Annotated in this window: 12 protein-coding genes; 8 read left to right on the top strand and 4 right to left on the bottom strand. The window is 66.6% G+C overall.

Annotation, left to right across the window (positions count from 1 at the left end):
- Window positions 1-32: 32 nt before the first annotated feature.
- Window positions 33-935 (bottom strand): LysR family transcriptional regulator, encoded by a 903-nt coding sequence (locus HK108_RS09435; protein WP_139469448.1) that lies wholly within the window; start codon window positions 933-935, stop codon window positions 33-35.
- Between the two features lie 89 nt (window positions 936-1,024).
- On the opposite strand from HK108_RS09435, the gene HK108_RS09430 reads away from it, so the two are divergent.
- The 8 genes from HK108_RS09430 to HK108_RS09395 all read left to right on the top strand — a co-directional run bounded on the left by HK108_RS09430 (window position 1,025) and on the right by HK108_RS09395 (window position 12,986).
- Window positions 1,025-2,848, top strand: a complete 1,824-nt coding sequence (locus tag HK108_RS09430) for an acyl-CoA dehydrogenase family protein (protein WP_229664048.1) — start codon at window positions 1,025-1,027, stop codon at window positions 2,846-2,848.
- Window positions 2,845-4,041, top strand: a complete 1,197-nt coding sequence (locus tag HK108_RS09425) for a CaiB/BaiF CoA transferase family protein (protein ID WP_181271314.1) — start codon at window positions 2,845-2,847, stop codon at window positions 4,039-4,041. The genes HK108_RS09430 and HK108_RS09425 overlap by 4 nt, the downstream gene beginning before the upstream one ends.
- A gap of 279 nt (window positions 4,042-4,320) precedes the next feature.
- Entirely contained in the window at window positions 4,321-6,042 is a 1,722-nt protein-coding gene (hutU, locus tag HK108_RS09420; RefSeq protein ID WP_181271313.1) for a urocanate hydratase, read from the top strand.
- A gap of 258 nt (window positions 6,043-6,300) precedes the next feature.
- On the top strand, window positions 6,301-7,572 hold the full coding sequence (hutI, locus tag HK108_RS09415) for an imidazolonepropionase (RefSeq protein ID WP_181271312.1): 1,272 nt from the start codon (window positions 6,301-6,303) through the stop codon (window positions 7,570-7,572).
- Between the two features lie 115 nt (window positions 7,573-7,687).
- Entirely contained in the window at window positions 7,688-9,364 is a 1,677-nt protein-coding gene (gene hutH / locus HK108_RS09410; RefSeq protein ID WP_181271311.1) for a histidine ammonia-lyase, read from the top strand.
- Window positions 9,365-9,516: 152 nt separating this feature from the next.
- Window positions 9,517-10,785 (top strand): allantoate amidohydrolase, encoded by a 1,269-nt coding sequence (locus HK108_RS09405; protein WP_181271310.1) that lies wholly within the window; start codon window positions 9,517-9,519, stop codon window positions 10,783-10,785.
- Window positions 10,782-12,239, top strand: coding sequence for an amidohydrolase family protein (locus tag HK108_RS09400; protein ID WP_181271309.1), 1,458 nt, complete (start codon window positions 10,782-10,784; stop codon window positions 12,237-12,239). The genes HK108_RS09405 and HK108_RS09400 overlap by 4 nt, the downstream gene beginning before the upstream one ends.
- Before the next feature lie 3 nt (window positions 12,240-12,242).
- Window positions 12,243-12,986, top strand: coding sequence for an IclR family transcriptional regulator (locus tag HK108_RS09395; protein ID WP_139469441.1), 744 nt, complete (start codon window positions 12,243-12,245; stop codon window positions 12,984-12,986).
- A 143-nt stretch (window positions 12,987-13,129) separates the two neighbouring features.
- On the opposite strand, the gene HK108_RS09390 is transcribed toward HK108_RS09395, so the two are convergent.
- The 3 genes from HK108_RS09390 to HK108_RS09380 form a co-directional block, all read right to left on the bottom strand.
- The gene (locus tag HK108_RS09390; protein WP_229664047.1) at window positions 13,130-14,902 is read right to left on the bottom strand and encodes a BCCT family transporter; all 1,773 of its coding nucleotides are present in this window, start codon (window positions 14,900-14,902) and stop codon (window positions 13,130-13,132) included.
- Between the two features lie 267 nt (window positions 14,903-15,169).
- Complete coding sequence (locus tag HK108_RS09385) at window positions 15,170-15,550, bottom strand: VOC family protein (RefSeq protein WP_181271308.1); 381 nt, start codon at window positions 15,548-15,550, stop codon at window positions 15,170-15,172.
- 387 nt (window positions 15,551-15,937) lie between these two features.
- Window positions 15,938-17,110, bottom strand: coding sequence for a methyltransferase domain-containing protein (locus HK108_RS09380; RefSeq protein ID WP_181271307.1), 1,173 nt, complete (start codon window positions 17,108-17,110; stop codon window positions 15,938-15,940).
- Window positions 17,111-17,190: the final 80 nt, after the last annotated feature.

Here is a 17,190-nt window from a genome sequence, read left to right as displayed (position 1 = left end):
GCCGGAGTGTCCGTGCGGCGAGGCTCGGTTCCTCAGTCGGCGACCGGGTCGGCGAGTGATTCCGAGGCGATGACGAGGTCGAGGGCGAGGTCGCCGATGAGTGTCGACTGATCCTCCCGGCGGACGGTGATCCACGCCTGCGGGGCATTCGGGCGAGTGCCGACCCGAGTGAAGATCAGTCGCTCATCGCCGTGGTAGCTGCGGGCCACCGGTGAGGGGACAAGCGAGACGCCGAGTCCGTGGGCGACCATCTCGACGGCGGCCGACCAGCTGGCTGTCCGATGGTGGATCTGCGGTTCGAAGCCGTGCGTGCGGCAGATGCCGACGACGGTGTCGTGATAGATCGGGGACGCGCTCTTGCGGAAGATGACGAACGGGGAATCGACCGCCTCGGCGATGGTGGTGATCGGTGAGCCCGCTGGAGCGCACAGCCAGAACGATTCCCGGGCAGCCGGAGTGCAGACGACGCCGGGATGTTGGAGGGGCATGTGTCCGCAGGCGATGTCGATGTTGTGGCCGAGCAGCATGTCCGACTGCGCCGCCGAGGTGGCCTCCTCGGTGGTGACGAGGATGTCCGGGTGCGCTGCGGAGAAGTCCGTGATCGTCTGCGGCAGGCCGCGATGGAGGAAGGTGGCCACTGTGCCGATCGAGATCGACGTCGGCGCCCCCGTGTTCACGGCCGCCGCATATTCGTTGAAACGGTGGGCGGCTCCGACGGCGGACTTCGCATAGGGCAGCAGCGCCTCTCCGGCGGCGGTCAGCTTCGTCACGGGACTGCGGTGGAACAGCGGTTTGCCGACGAAGTCCTCGAGTCTCTTGAGTTCGGCGCTCAGCGCCGGCTGTGAGATGTTCACCGCGTCGGCGGCGAGCTGGAACTTGCCGTGCTCTGCCAAGGCGATGAAGTACTGGAGGCGCTTGAGACTCGGTTCAGCCATAACCGAAGATTATCAGGGATAAGAGAAATGTCTTTGTCAGTCCCAGGTTCTCGGGCATACGGTCGAAGAAACCATCAAAGGAGATTATCTTGCGTGAGACTGCTTCGTCGCCCGATACGACCATGACCCCCGTTCCGGACAGCTACGGCATCGACCGCTTCGCCGACGACCGGTCGCTGAAGGACCTCCTGCCGCTCTACCTCGACGAGAAGCTGCTCGCGCACCTCCGGCCGGTGTTCGAGGACCTCGGGCCCCGCCTCGGCGGAGAGCTCGACGACCTCGCTCACGATGCCGACGTCAACCCTCCGGTGCTCAAGCACCGCACCCGCAACGGTGCCGATCAGCAGTCGATCGAGATCCATCCGGCCTACCGGCGCCTGCAGGAAGTCGCCTTCGGCGAACTCGGACTGGCCGCAATGAGCCACCGGCCGGGTGTCCTCGATTGGGACGAACCGATGCCGCCGATCGTCAAATACCTCCTCGTCTACCTGTTCACGCAGGCGGAATTCGGGCTGCTGTGCCCGGTGAACATGACCGACTCGCTCACCCGCACCCTGCGCAAGTACGGTTCACCCGAACTCGTCGAGCGCTTCATCGGCGGACTGACGAGCACCGATGTCGACACCCTGACCCAGGGCGCGATGTTCATGACCGAACAGGACGCCGGCTCCGACGTCGGCCGGGCGACGACCACGGCCGTCGACAACGGCGACGGCACCTGGGCGCTGACCGGTGAGAAGTGGTTCTGCTCGAACGCCGACGCCGAACTCGCCATGGTCCTCGCCCGCCCCGAGGGTGCACGGCCCGGAATCAAAGGCATCGGACTCTTCCTCTTACCGCGCACTCTTGAGGACGGTTCGCCGAACTCCATGCGCATCGTCCGCCTCAAGGACAAGCTCGGTACCCGATCGATGCCCAGCGGCGAGATGAGCCTGCAGGGAGCGACGGCCTACCTCGTCGGCGATATCGGACGCGGATTCGTGCAGATGGCCGATATGGTCAACTCCTCCCGCCTGTCCAATGCCGTGCGCGCGGCCGGCCTCATGCGGCGGGCCTTCGGTGAGTCGAAGTTCATCTGCCGCAATCGCGAAGCCTTCGGTTCGACGTTGAGCAAGCTGCCCCTGCAGCGTCGCCAGCTCGCGAAGATCATGACGACCACGGAACAGGCGCTGTCGATCTCCCTGCACACGGCGGACGTCTTCGCCCGGGCCGATGCCGGTGACGCCGAAGCCGCCTCGGTTCTGCGCATCCTCACCCCGCTCATCAAGTTCCGCGCCACCCGCGACGCCCGCAAGGTCACCGCGGACGCGATGGAGATCCGCGGCGGAGTCGGCTACATCGAGGAATACGGCGACGCCCGCGTCTTCCGCGATTCCCAGCTCGGATCGATCTGGGAAGGCACCTCGAACATCGTCGCCCTCGACGTCATCCGCGCCGCCCACCGGGCGGGCACACTCAAACCGCTGTTCCTGCACCTGGAGACGCTCATCGCCGAGGCGGCCGACCTCCCGGCCACGTTCCGCAGCCAGATCCAATCGCTGAGCTCGACGCTGCTGCACGCGCTCGAGTCCACGCCCGAAGGTGTTGAGCAGGCACGGGTGCGTCAGCTCGCGACCGCGACCTACAACCTCGTGTGCGCGTCCATCATGGCCTCGGAAGGCGCGCGGATCGGAGACAGCCGCGGCGACTGGTCGCGCATCGTCATCGCCGCACTGGTACTGCGCCACAAGCTGATGCCGCAGAACCCGCTCGTCCCGGTCGTCGAAGACGACGCCTTACTCGACGCCCTCATCGACGGTGTCGGTATGGGCCGGGACGAAGCGTTCGCGGCTGTCGAGGAGATCCTCGGCGAAGGTGGAGCAGCTCAGTCCGCCGAGGATGGAACTGCGCGTTCCGGAGGGAGCGGGCAGTGAGCGCGGGAGCACTCGCCGGGATCACGGTCATCGATCTCTCGCGCATCCTCGGCGGGCCCTATTGCACGCAGATCCTGGCCGATCACGGTGCCGAGGTCATCAAGGTCGAACCTCCGGCCGGCGATGATACGCGCAGCTGGGGGCCGCCGTTCGTGGCGCCGGAAGTGTCGAGCTACTTCGCCGGGATCAACCGGAACAAGCGGATGATCACCCTCGACCTGCGCACCGAGGAGGGACAGGAGGCGCTGCACGGGCTGCTGGCCGGGGCCGATGTGCTCGTCGAGAATTTCAAGACCGGGACCCTGGCGAAGTGGGGGCTTGACCCGGTGTCGGACATTCCGGACCGCTACCCGCACCTCGTGCACGCGTCCATCACCGGCTTCGGCGATGACGGTCCGCTGGGTGGGCGGCCCGGATACGACGCGATCATCCAGGCGATGTCGGGACTGATGTCGGTCAACGGGGATGAGTCGACCGGGCCGATGCGCATCGGCATGCCCGCCGTCGACATGGTCACCGGGCTCAACGCGGCCATCGGCGTGCTCATGGCGCTGCAGGAACGGGTGACCAGCGGACGCGGTCAGCGGGTCGAGACGACGCTCTTCGACTGCGGAATCTCCGTCATGCATCCGCACCTGCCGAACTTCTTCGGCGGTGGGGCCGTGCCGAAGCTGTCCGGCAACGACCATCCGAACATCGCCCCGTATTCGGCGTTCGCGACCGGGGCCGGGCAGGTGTTCATCACCGCCGGAAACGACGCGCAGTTCGCTAAGCTCGTCGACCACCTCGGTGCTCCTGGGCTCGCCCGGGACCCGCGATTCGTCGACAATGCCGCGCGTCTGGGCAACAGTGATGCGCTGCGGGTCGAACTCGAAGCGCTCATGGTCTCCACGTCGGCAGAGGCGCTGTCCGAGGAGCTCATGAGCATCGGCGTGCCCGCCGGTCCGATCCTCGACGCCGCCGAGGTGGTCGAGCATCCGCATACCGCGCACCGGGAGATGGTCGTGGAGATGGGCGACGGCTACCGCGGGGTGGCCTCGCCGATCAAGCTCGCCCGGACTCCGGCCAGCTACCGGATCTCGCCGGTGCAGCGGGTGGCAGAGGTTTCCGGCGAGGAAGATGGCGAAAGGCAGTATGGCGCGGAGGTCGACGGTCGGGTGTACGCGGCTGTCGAGGAGTCGGCGAGGATCTGAACGAAACTGCCGGGGCTGCCTCGGTGGGAAATCTGTGTGGGTGGCGCGTGGAACCGACCAGTGCTGCGTGAGTCTCGGGGAACGGCGAACCCGGCGTCGATTCATCTGTGTCCGAAATGTCGGACGGAACTTGATGCGGGCCACTTCCGCATTCTGCTCCAGTCGTCAGAATGGATGGTGTAGTCAGAGCCGACAGCGCAGGGGAGTCCACACCTCGGCGCGACGGCGAAGCGGCAGCCAAGCATCCGCCTCGTCGGACACAGCGACAAGGAGAATCCCATGACCACCAAGCCGTCGTTCACCCAGCACGACCCGTCCCGCGTCATCCGTGCCGACCGCGGAACCGAGATCACCGCGAAGTCCTGGCAGACCGAAGCACCCAAGCGCATGCTCATGAACAACCTCGACCCCGAGGTCGCCGAACGTCCCGAGGACCTCGTCGTCTACGGCGGCACCGGTCGCGCCGCCCGCTCCTGGGAAGCCTACGATGCGATCGTGCGCACCCTCGATGACCTCGAGGACGACGAGACCCTGCTCATCCAGTCGGGCAAGCCCGTCGGTGTCATGCGCACCCATGAATGGGCCCCGCGCGTGCTTATTGCGAACTCCAACCTCGTCGGCGACTGGGCCAACTGGGAGCACTTCCGCGAACTCGAGGCCGAAGGCCTCATGATGTACGGCCAGATGACCGCCGGGTCCTGGATCTACATCGCCACCCAGGGCATCCTCCAGGGCACCTACGAGACCTTCGGCGCCATCGCCCGCAAGCGCTTCGACGGCACCCTCGCCGGAACCCTGACCATCACCGCCGGCTGCGGCGGAATGGGCGGAGCCCAGCCGCTGTCCGTGACCCTCAACGGCGGCGCCTGCCTCATCATCGACGTCGACAAGACCCGCCTCGATCGCCGCAAGGGCAAGCGCTACCTCGACGAAGTCGAAACCGACCTCGACACCGCACTGGCCAAGGTCATCGAAGCGAAGAAGAACAAGCAGGCCCTGTCCGTCGGACTCGTCGGCAACGCCGCCGAGATCCTCCCGCTCATCCTCGATCGCCCCGAGGCTGCTGAAGTCGACATCGTCACCGACCAGACCTCGGCCCACGACCCGCTGTCCTACCTGCCGGTGGGCGTGAGCGTCGACGACTGGCACGAAGAGGCCGAGCAGGATGCCGAGAAGTTCACCATTCGCGCCGAGGAGTCCATGGCCAAGCATGTGAAGGCCATGGTCGAATTCCAGGACCGCGGCGCCGAGGTCTTCGATTACGGCAACTCGATCCGCGACGAAGCCCGCAAGGCCGGCTATGACCGTGCCTTCGAATTCCCCGGTTTCGTCCCCGCCTATATCCGCCCCCTCTTCTGCGAAGGCCTCGGACCCTTCCGCTGGGTCGCGCTGTCCGGCGACCCGAAGGACATCGAGGTCACCGATCAGGCTCTCAAGGAGCTCTTCCCCGAGAACGAACACCTCCACACCTGGCTCGACGCCGCCAATGAATACGTCGAGTTCGAAGGCTTGCCGGCACGCATCTGCTGGCTCGGCTACAAGGAACGCCACCAGGCCGGTCTGCTGTTCAACCAGCTCGTCGCGGAAGGCAAGATCTCGGCCCCGATCGTCATCGGCCGTGACCACCTCGACTCCGGTTCCGTCGCCAGCCCCTACCGCGAAACCGAATCCATGCTCGACGGTACGGACGCCGTTGCCGACTGGCCGCTGCTCAACGCCCTGGTCAACACCTCTTCGGGTGCGACCTGGGTGTCGATCCACCACGGCGGTGGCGTCGGCATCGGCCGCTCCATCCACGCCGGACAGGTCTCCGTGGCCGACGGCACCGAGCTGGCCGCGAAGAAGCTGGCACGCCTGCTCACGAACGACCCGGGCATGGGCGTCATCCGCCACGTCGACGCCGGTTACGATCGCGCCTCCGAGGTGGCCGAAGAGCGCGGTCAGCGCGTGCCGATGATCCCCGAGCTCGACAAGCGCGACGAGGAATCCGCCGCACAGTAAGCAGTCAGCGGCGTTGCGTCGACGGCGCGGTCGCTGAATAGCTCAGAAAAAGGTGAGTAGCCCGGTTTCAAACTTGGGCTACTCACCTTTTTCTGGGCCGCGGGGAGTTCCCGACCGAGCCGGCGGGCGGGTTCACCAGACCCCCATCACTCGGCCGTCCGAAATATCGGACAAATATCTGCGGGAGAGGTTCTGCCCCGCCACCGAGCGGTCCATACTGAGAGGGAATCATTCTCGATCGGAAAGGCCCGACTCGCCATGCAGCTCATCACCGGCATCAGCGAACTCGTCGTCAACGACCTCGACACCCTCGGCGAGCTGGGCATCATCACCGATGCCGCGCTGCTCATCGACGACGGTCGGATCATCTGGTCGGGACCGTCCGCTGAGGCGGACACGGCGGTGTCGAGCCGCCTCGGTGAGAGCGTCGGAAAAGGCCTGAACGACGATGACATCGCAAACGGGGAAGTCACCTCGGCGAATGACCTCGGCGGACTCGAGACGATCGACCTCGGTGGCAAAGCCGTCATCCCCGGCTTCGTCGACAGCCACAACCACCTCATCTTCGCCGGTGATCGGTCCGAGGAATTCGCGGCCCGGATGGCCGGACAGAAGTACTCGGCCGGGGGCATCGCCACCACCGTGGCCGCCACCCGCGCAGCCACGGAATCCGAACTCGAGGCCAACCTCGTCCACCTGCTCGAGCAGGCGAAGCGGCAGGGAACGACGACGTTCGAGATCAAGTCCGGTTACGGGCTGACCGTGCCCGACGAGATCCAGGCCCTCGACATCATCAACCGGCACACCGAGGAATCGACCCTCATCGCCGCGCACGTCGTCCCGCCGGAGTTCAAGGACGAGCCGGAACGCTACGTCGACCTCGTTATCGACGAGATCATCCCGGCGGCCGAAGGCAAAGCGAAGTGGATCGACGTGTTCTGCGAAACCGGTGCCTTCACCGAGGTCCAGACCCGGCGGATCATCGAAGCCGGCAAGACCGTCGGAATGAAGCCGCGGCTGCACGCCAATCAGCTCACCGAGGGCGGGGCGCTCAAGCTCGGCGCGGAACTCGGCTGCGTGTCGGTCGACCATGCGACCTTCGCTTCCGATGAGGACCTCGCCGTCCTCGCCGAGGCGGGCACCGTCGTCACCCTGTTGCCGAGCATCGAATTCTCCACCCGCCAGCCCTACCCCGACGCCCGCCGCTACGCCGACGCGGGAGTATCGCTGGCGATCGCCAGCGACTGCAATCCCGGGTCAGGGTTCTCTAACAGCATGCCGTTCGTCATCGCCATCGGCGTCCGGGACATGCACTTCACCGTCGAGCAAGCGGTGTGGGCAGCGACAGCCGGCGGGGCCAACGCCCTGCAGCGCACCGACGTCGGCCACCTCGGAGTGGGGGCCCGCGCCGACCTGGCCATCCTCGACGCACCCAGCTACCGGCACCTGGCTTACCGGCCCGGTGTGCAGCTGGTCGAACGCGTCTACTCCGGCGGTGAGCTCATCGTCGACAATCGACCCCGCGACTGAACCACCTACCCATCAGCACGGTGCGTCGACGGCGAGGAACCACCTCGGCGTCGACGTATGAGAACTTCACCCACGACTCAGACATCACACTGACGCACTCACAGAAAGGCACACGATGACCACATTCATCGATCTCGACCCCGATACGCTGACCTTCGCCGAGGTGGTCGACGTCGCCCGCCGCGACGCGAAGGTTTCCCTGTCCGATGCCACCCTGGCCCGGGTGAACAAGTACCGCGAGGCCATCGACGCCCTCGCTCAGGCGGAGAAGCCCGTCTACGGAGTCTCGACCGGATTCGGTGCGCTCGCCCAGCGTCACATCCCCGCGGAACTGCGCACCCAACTGCAGAAATCCCTCATCCGCTCCCACGCCGCCGGCGTCGGCGAACCCGTCGAACGCGAAGTCGTGCGCGCCCTCATGCTGCTGCGCGCCCGGACCCTGGCCACCGGTCGGGCCGGCGTCCGCGCCGAAGTCCTCCAGACCTACGTAGACCTGCTCAACGCCGGAATCACCCCGGTCGTCCACGAGTACGGCTCACTCGGCTGCTCCGGTGACCTCGCACCACTGTCGGCATGCGCCCTCGTCGTCATGGGCGAAGGCGTGGCCGAAGGACCCGACGGAGTGGCAGGGCCCGCCGATGAGATCCTCGCGAAGGCCGGAATCACCCCGGTCACCCTGGCCGAGAAGGAAGGCCTGGCGCTCGTCAACGGCACCGACGGCATGCTCGGCATGCTCATCATGGCCCTGACCGACCTGGAGAACCTGCTCACCGCCGTCGATGTGTCCGCGGCCATGAGCATTGAAGGACTCTTCGGCACCGACGCCGTCTTCGCCCCTGAACTCCACTACGCGCTGCGCCCGCACGACGGCCAGGCCGCCTCGGCCGCGAACATGCTCGCCGCGCTCGCCGACTCCGGCATCACTGCTAGCCACCGCGACTCCACCCACCTCGTCCAGGACGCGTACTCGATGCGCTGCGCCCCGCAGGTCAACGGCGCCGCCCGCGACGCCGTCGCCTTCGCCACCCAGGTGGCCGAACGCGAACTGCGGGCCGCCATCGACAACCCCGTCGTGCTCACCAATGGAATGGTGTCCTCGAACGGCAACTTCCACGGTGCACCGCTGGCCCATGCCTTGGACTTCCTGGCCATCGTCGCCGCCGACGTCGCCTCGATGTCCGAACGCCGCACCGACCGGATGATGGATGTCGCCCGCAACCAGAACCTCACCCCGTTCCTCGCCGATGACGCCGGCGTCGACTCCGGCCTGATGATCGCCCACTACACGCAGGCGGCCATGGTCTCCGAGGCCAAACGCGGCGCCACTCCGGCCTCGGTCGACTCGATCCCGTCCTCGGCCATGCAGGAAGACCACGTGTCCATGGGGTGGTCGGCCGCACGCAAGCTGCGTAAGGTCGTCGACAACCTCGCCTCCGTCGTCGGCATCGAACTCTATGCCGCCTCCCGAGCCTGCGATATGCGCGACGCCGCACCGGCACCGGTGACCGGAGCCGTGATCGCGGCGATCCGTGAGACGGTGCCGGGGCCCGGACCCGACCGGTTCCTCTCGCCCGAACTCGCCGAGACCATTGCGAAGGTCAAGGACGGCTCGCTCGCCGCCGCCGCCGAGTCGGTCGCACCGCTGACCCACACCGTCACCGCTGCTGCCGGAACCTGGCAACCGGAAGACGGCGGACCGGCCGTCAACGATCCCGAGTTCACTGCGCTGGGCAACCTCGAAGCCGCCGCCGAGGCTTCGGGCATCTCCGCAGCCACCACCCACCAGGACTGACGCCGGGCCGGGGCGGAACCTGCGTGTGGTCCGTCCCGCCCCGCGGCTCGTCCGCACCGGACCCGACCGTCGGGCCCCTGATGCCAGGGCAGGCTGACCACGGCTCCGACACATCACCGGACCCGACCGATTTCGAACGGAGTGAACTGACAATGAGCGATGTCGTCTCGCTGCTGAGCCAGATCGAGGACACCGGCCGCGACACCCGCGGGCCGGGCTACCAGCGGCCCGGATTCTCGGCCACCGAACGGGAGCTGCGTGAGTGGTTCCTCGCCGAGGCGGACCGCCGCGGCCTCGACACAGAGATCGACGCCAACGGAATCACGTGGGCATGGGCCACCCCGCAGGGTGCGAACGCCGTCGTCACCGGTTCCCACCTCGACTCCGTGCCCGGCGGCGGCGAGTTCGACGGCCCCCTCGGCGTCGCCTCGGCGCTGGCGGCATTCGACGTGCTCAAGACCTCCGGCGCACTCGACCAGTCCACCCGGCCTCTTGCGCTAGCCGTGTTCCCCGAAGAGGAAGGCTCACGCTTCGGTGTCGCCTGCCTCGGCTCGCGGCTGCTCACCGGCGCCATCGACGTTGACCGCGCGCTCGGCCTCAAGGACGCCGCCGGTGACACCTTCGCCGACGTCGCCCGTGGCTATGGCCTCGACCCGGATCGGATCGGGCGTGACCAGTCTCGGCTGGCCGGAATCGGTTCCTTCATCGAACTCCATGTCGAACAGGGCGTCGGTCTGATCAACACCGATCAGGCCGTCGCCATCGGCTCCTCGATCATCGGTCACGGGCGCTGGCACTTCGCCTTCTCCGGTCAGGGCAACCATGCCGGCACGACTCCGATGAGTCATCGCGCCGACCCGGTGGTCGCGGCCTCCCGTGTGATCGGGGATATCCCGACCCTAGCGGCCGCCACTGACGCGAGCGCCGTGGCGACCGTGGGCCGTACCCTCATCCATCCGGGCGGGACGAACGTCATTGCTTCGACCATGAGCTTCTGGCTCGACATCCGCCATCCTGACGATGCCGTCGTCAAACAGGTGCTCGAAGCGATCAGCCGACGTGCGAAGGACCACGGCGCCGATTCCGGTGTCGAGGTGACCGTCTCGCAGGAGTCCTACTCGCCGACGACCCACTTCACCGCCGACCTCAACTCGCGCTTGACCTCGGTGCTGCCGGACGCTCCGCTGCTGCCCTCGGGCGCCGGACATGATGCCGGAATCCTCGCACCCCATGTGCCGGCGGCGATGCTCTACGTCCGCAACCCGACCGGTGTCTCCCACGCTCCCGAAGAGGCCTGCGAGGTCGACGACCAGAGGGCCGGAGTCGACGCGCTCGTCAAGGTTCTCGCCCGCGAACTCGGCATCGAACACGCCCTTGCCGACAGCAGTACCGGAGGCCCAACGGCAGGAGGTGCACGATGAGCACCCGTTACTGGTGCGAATCCGCATGGGTTGACGGAGCCGTCGCCCACGGGGTGCTGCTGAGCGCCGATGACACCGGAACGCTCACCGCGGTCGAGACCGGAATCGACGCCGCCCCCTCCGACGCCGAGGCGGTGCACGGGTTTGTCCTGCCCGGTGGAGTCAACGCGCACTCGCATGCCTTCCACCGGATGCTGCGCGGTCGCACCCACGGCGACGGCGGCACCTTCTGGACCTGGCGGGAAGTCATGTACTCCGTCGCCGCGAAACTCGACCCCCAGTCCTACGAGACCGTGGCCCGCGCTGTCTTCGCAGAGATGCTCGCCGGCGGCTACACCTCGGTGGGGGAGTTCCACTACGTCCACCACGCTCAGGACGGAACACCCTACGGCGCCGATCGTCCCCGCGGGGACGCGGCGGATCCGGTCGCCGAGGCGGACGAACACACCGAACGTCCCCGCGGGGACGCGAGCGACGCGAACGACGATGACGAACGGCGCGCCCACGCGATGGAACGAGCGCTGGCACGAGCGGCCGCCTCGGCGGGGATCCGCATCCGACTGCTCGACACCTGCTACCTCACCGGCGCCATCGACTCCGAGCTCTCGGCCGAACAGGCCCGGTTCGGCGACGGCACGATCGACGGATACATGGACCGGCACACCGACCTGATCGACACGTTTTCCGACGAGTTCCCCGTCAAGGCTCCAGGTGAGAGCTTCGTTCACGTGGGTGCGGCGATCCATTCGATCCGCGCGGTCCCAGCCGCAAACCTGCCTCGCTTCGCCGAACTGTCCGGCCCCGTGCACGTGCACCTGTCCGAGCAGCCGGCCGAAAATGACGCCTCACAAGCGGCTTACGGAGCCAGCCCGACCGAGGTGCTCGCCCGCTCGGGCGTCGTCGACGACCGGCTCTCGGCCGTCCACGCCACCCACCTGAGCGAGGAGGACATCGCGATCCTCGGCGGACCCCGATCGACGATCGTCATGTGCCCCTGCACCGAGGCGGACCTCGCCGACGGCATCGGACCGGCCCGTGAACTCGCCGACGCCGGAGCGGTGATCTCCCTCGGCTCCGACCAACACGTCGTCCTCGACGCCCTGCGCGAGACCCAGGGGCTCGAGGCGGGGGAGCGGCTGCGGTCGGGTCAGCGCGGACGGTTCTCCCCGGCCGAGCTCATCACCGCACTCACCGAGGGCGGGGCACGCAGCCTCGACCTTCCCGTCGGCGCGCTCGAGGTCGGGAAGGCCTGCGACTTCTTGGCTCTGCGCACCGACAGCATGCGCACCATGGGCTCCCTGGACGAGCAGATCATCCTCACGGCCAGCTCGAGCGACGTGCATCTGACCGTCAGCGGCGGCCAAGTCCGCGTGCGCGACGGAGTGCACACCGAACTCGGCGAAATCGCCGAGCTCTACTCTCGGGCCTTCGCGGTCTTGGAGATGGAGGGCTGAGTCGTGGCTGAGGTTCCGGCACTGCGGCGGGCGATCGCGATCCTGCGGCATATGGCCTCGTCGAATCGGTCGATCACGGCCGGTGCTCTGGTCAGGTCGCTGGAGATTCCGCGGTCGAGCGCATATGACATCCTCGCCGTGCTCGAGGAGCTCGGGCTCGTGGCGCGCACCGAATCCGGGTATGTGCTCGGAGCCGGTGTGCACGAGCTCGGGGCGTCCTACCTGCGGACGAATCCCCTGCAGCGGTTGGCGCAGCCGATCGTCCGTCAGCTCGCCGAGGATACCGCTACGACCGCGCAGCTGGCGGTCATCCGCGGCTGGGAGACGGAGTACGTGCTCAAGGAGCAGTCGCTCAAATCCGTCGCGGTCATCACCGCCACCGGGGTGCGCATGCCGAGCTACCTCACGGCGACCGGCCGGGCGATCCTCGCCCAGCTGCCGAAGTCCGAGGTGCTGGCGATGCTGCAGTCCGAAACCGAGTTCGTCACGCGCACGGGCAAGGGCCCGACCTCGGTGAAGGCGCTCAACGCCGTGCTCGCCCAGGAACGACGGACCGGCAGCGCGATCGAACACGGCGAAGTCACGCCGGGGATCTCGACGCTCGCGGCACCGGTGTTCGATGTGCTGGGTCGCCCGATCGCGGCAATCGGCCTCTCCTTCGTCACCGAGACCCTGCCCGAGGACACCGGTCCTGTGGTCGACCGGGTCAAGGCTGCCGCCGCCGAGGTGACCGCCAAGCTGCGGTGACGGTGCTCAGTTCTGGTCACGCCACCTCCTTGGGCTGCCGGAGCTGACAATCCTCGCCGACCGCTCGCGTTGCCGTCGCTGTACTGAGTTATGCGGTGAGCGGTGGACGGTAACGTGAGCGGTCGGTGTGATCGGATCGAGCGTCAGAGTCCGAGCACTCGTCGCTCGCGCGCGACCTCCTCGACGATCTGGTGATCGCTGCGCAGTTCCTTTATCAGGGCGATGCCGAGGACGACCACGATGACGGTGAACGGCACCGCCGAGAGCATCGCCGCCTGCTGCAGGGCCTGCAGTCCGCCCACGAGGAGCAGGACCACCGCGCAGCCGCCGGTGAGGAACCCCCAGGTCGCGATCACCGGACGCCGGGGCGCGAAGGATCCCTGTGAGGACAGCGAGCTGAGGACGAAGGTGTTCGAGTCCGCGGAGGAGACGAAGAACAGGATGACCATGACGATCGTGAAGACCGAAGCGAGCATGGACAGCGGCAGCTGGTCGAGGAGGCTGAAGAAAGCGGTGTCGAGGTTGTTCTGAGTGGCCTCACCGATCCTGGCCCCATCGATGTCGAACTTGATCGCCGAACCGCCCATGACGGTGAACCAGATGAAGAACACGGCGCTGGGCACGAGCAGGACGCCGGCGACGAACTCCCGGATGGTGCGGCCCTTCGAGATCTTGGCCAGGAAGATGCCGACGAAGGCGCTCCAGGACAGCCACCACGCCATCATGAAATAAGTCCAGCCGAGCATCCATTCGCTGTCCTCGGCACTGGTCGGGGTCATGAAGCTGAGCTCGACGAAGTCTCCGGCGAAGGCGCCGATGGAGCGGACGAACAGGTTGGAGACGAAACCGCTGGGTCCGGTGATGAAGACGAAGAGCCCGAGCAGGGTCGCCATGGTCAGCGTGATCTGGGAGATGTACTTGATGCCGCGGCTCACTCCGGTCAGTGCCGAACCGGTGAAGAGGAGGGTGAGCACGGTGATGACGATGATCTGGCCGATGATGGTGGAGTCGATGCCGAGGACGGTGTTGAGGCCTTCGCCGATCTGCGAGGCACCGAGTCCCAGGGACGTCGTCGTGCCGAAGAGCGTGGCGATGATGGTGAGGATGTCGATGCAGCTGCCGACCCAGCCGTCAACGAAGCGGCCGAGGACGGGGCGCAGCATCGTGGACACGAGTGCTGGCCGGCCCTTTCGGTGGGTGGAATAGCCGATGGCCAGTCCGAAGACGCCGAAAATCGCCCAGGCTTGGAAGCCCCAGTCGAGGTAGGAGAACTGCATCGCGCGAATTGCCGCGTCCATGGTCTCCGGTTCCGCCAGTCCGTGGGGCGGGGTCATGAAGTGGGACATCGGCTCGGCCACTCCGTAGCTGACCAGGCCGATCCCCATCACGGCAGCGAGGATCATCGCCAGCCAGGTGATCGTGCGGTATTCGGGGCGGGAATCGGATGAGCCGAGGCGGAGGCGACCGAAGCGGCTGGCTGCGAACCACACGAGCATCGCGATCGCGGCGAAGGGAACGACGAGATAGATCCAGCCGAATCCGGTGGACACCGTCGTCATCGCCCGCGTCATGATGTCCGACAGGGCATCGGGGGCGATCGTTGCCCACACCATGAAGGCGATGACGGCGATGACCGAGCATATGAAGACTGTCCCGACCCGGTTGGAGCGTGGGGCCGCGACGGATGCCATCTGTGTGGTGCCCGGAGCAGCCTCGGACTCTGTCCCTGCCTCGGGTCCGGTTCCGGCGGCAGGGCCGGCCCCGGGGGCAGGGGGAGGGTCGTCCGACCCGCCCGAGGAGGTGGACGCCGTGGAGCGGTCGGAACCGCCTGCAGTGCTGCTGGCGGGTTCGGGGGAGGGTGAGTTCAGCATCGTCATCGTGGTCTCCGCGCTCGTGGCCGCCTCGGCGGCAGGCATGAGCGATCGTCGGGTCGGTCGGGATCGGCAGATTACACAACAGGCCCCGCGAACTGGGTCGTTCGTGGGGCCGTGCGACTGACGAGTCTATGCGCTCGTCGCCGAATCACCGCATGTGTGAGGGCAGAAACGGCAGAGTGTGAGTCTTCTCGCGGTGGAGCATTGACGCTGCTGGGTCACGGCGACCGCTCATGTTGCCGTCGCTGGACCGAGCTATGCGGCGAGCGGTGGGCGCTGACTCGAGCGGTCGGTGAGTGTCAGGGGCAGTCAGAGGTAGGGGCGAGTGATGAGCTCGAGATACATTCCCGACGGGTCGAGGAAATACACTCCGCGACCCCCGTGTTCGGTGTTCGTCTCCTGCGGGCGAGTGCGCTGTGGGTCTGCCCAGAAATCGAGGCCGCGCTGTTTGAGCAGGTCAACGGCTCGGTCGAAATGGTCGTCAGTGCAGAGGAAGGCCATGTGCACGGGCAGAATGTCATATCCCGGTGGGGGAGTGGCGAATTGGAGCATGACTCCGTCGGAGAGCATGATGTTGGCGAACGGTCCCCAGGATTCGGTGTGTTCGGCCTCGAGGATATCGACATAGAACTGCGCCGAGGCGGCCGGATCCGCTGCGGCGATGATGGTGTGGTTGAAGGTTGCTGACATGATGAAGTCCTTTTCGAATGAGTGGTGGTTCGCTGATCGCCCGAGAACGTTTTCGGGCAGGGAGAACTGACAATTGGGAAAATGGCTTCGTCATGGGGAGGGCCGCGAGCAGAGCGCTCGTGACCTCTGCGGCTCAACTGTCGACCGGGTTACCGATCCGTGAGCGGCTGTTCGCCTGTCCGGTCATCGCCACCGAGCATACAACCCCAGGGGTCGAAGCGGAACAGCTTTCGCGAGCGCCCGACGTCGCCGACCGCTCGAGTTACCGTCGCTGTACCGAGTTATGCGGCGCGCGCCAGGCGGTATGTCGAGCGGTGGGCGAGTGCAGACTGAGTCAAGGCGAGCGGTCGGCGGTAACCCGAGCGATCGGCGCGGGCACGCGGTTGTTCACCGCCGCTGGAGGAGGACCGCGACCTCGAGGTGCTTCGTGTGCGGGAACATGTCGAAGATCCGCGCCTGAGCCACCTCATAGGCAGGCATCCGCGCGAGATCCTTTGCCAGCGATACGGGATTGCAGCTCGAGTAGACGATGTGCTCGACACCGGAGTTCTCCAACGCTGCCGACAGTCGTGCACCAATCCCCCGCCGAGGCGGATTGACGATCACGCAGTCCGGCCGTTCGTCCGTGCTCAGGTTCTCCTCGGCGAACTCCGTGGCATCGCCGGCGAGGAACCGAGCTTCGATGCCGAGTTCGGCGGCGCTGACCTTCGCCGACTCGATCGCCTGTTCGCTGACCTCGACCCCGGTGACCCGTCGCGCAGGGGAAGCGCAGTAGAGCGCGAACCCTCCGACGCCGCAGTACAGATCCCACAGGCTCGAAGCCTCGACAGCGTCCACCCACTCGGCCACTTGGTTGTAGAGCCCGATGGCGACAGTGGTATTCGTCTGGAAGAAGGACTGCGGCCGCAGATGGAGATCGACCCGATCGAGGTTCATCCGCAGCGATTCGCCGCGCAGCATCTCTTCGCGGCTGCCCTCGAGCACGGCCTTGTGCTCGGGCAGCAGATTCACCGACACCACGGACGCATTGGGGATGACTTCGAAGAGCCGACCCTTCCGCGATCGCAGCACGTCCAGCCCATGCTGAGTGCGGACGACGAAACGAATCATCAGCTCACCCGACGGTGCCGCCGTGACATGGACGAACTTCAACTCCCCGCGGCGAGCAGCAACATCATAAGGCTCGAGTCCGGTGGCATCGAGGAAGTCCGCAAGCACTGGGAGCACCGCCCGGATCGCCGGGGCCTGAATCCCGCAGTCACGCAGATCGACACCGTGGAACTCCTGATCGAGGATGCCCAAGGTGACATTCCCGGCTGACCCACCGACGGCGAGCTTCGCCCGATTCCTGAAGTCCCGGGCCCCACCGGCGAAGGTCGGCAGCCACACCCGCGGAGCAGCCTCGGCGAGGATTTCCTGGCACCAAGCTTCCTTGTCGGTGATCTGCTGCCCGTAGTGTGTTTCGATGAGCGCGCAGGAACGGCACTCCCCGCGCTCGAAATACCCGCAGGGCAGGTGCCCATGATCCGCCGAGGCGGAGGTGAGCGGCAAGGTCGTCATCCCCTCATTCTAATCGGCGATCGGCCCCGGAAAATCGTTGACCCGGTACGCCCGACAACCGTAGACTGAACGTAGCCAAA

Source organism: Brevibacterium sediminis (genome assembly GCF_013623905.1).
Taxonomy (GTDB): Bacteria; Actinomycetota; Actinomycetes; order Actinomycetales; family Brevibacteriaceae; genus Brevibacterium; species Brevibacterium sediminis.
Note: the sequence above shows the minus strand (reverse complement) of the source record. Positions and strands in the feature narration are given on the sequence as shown.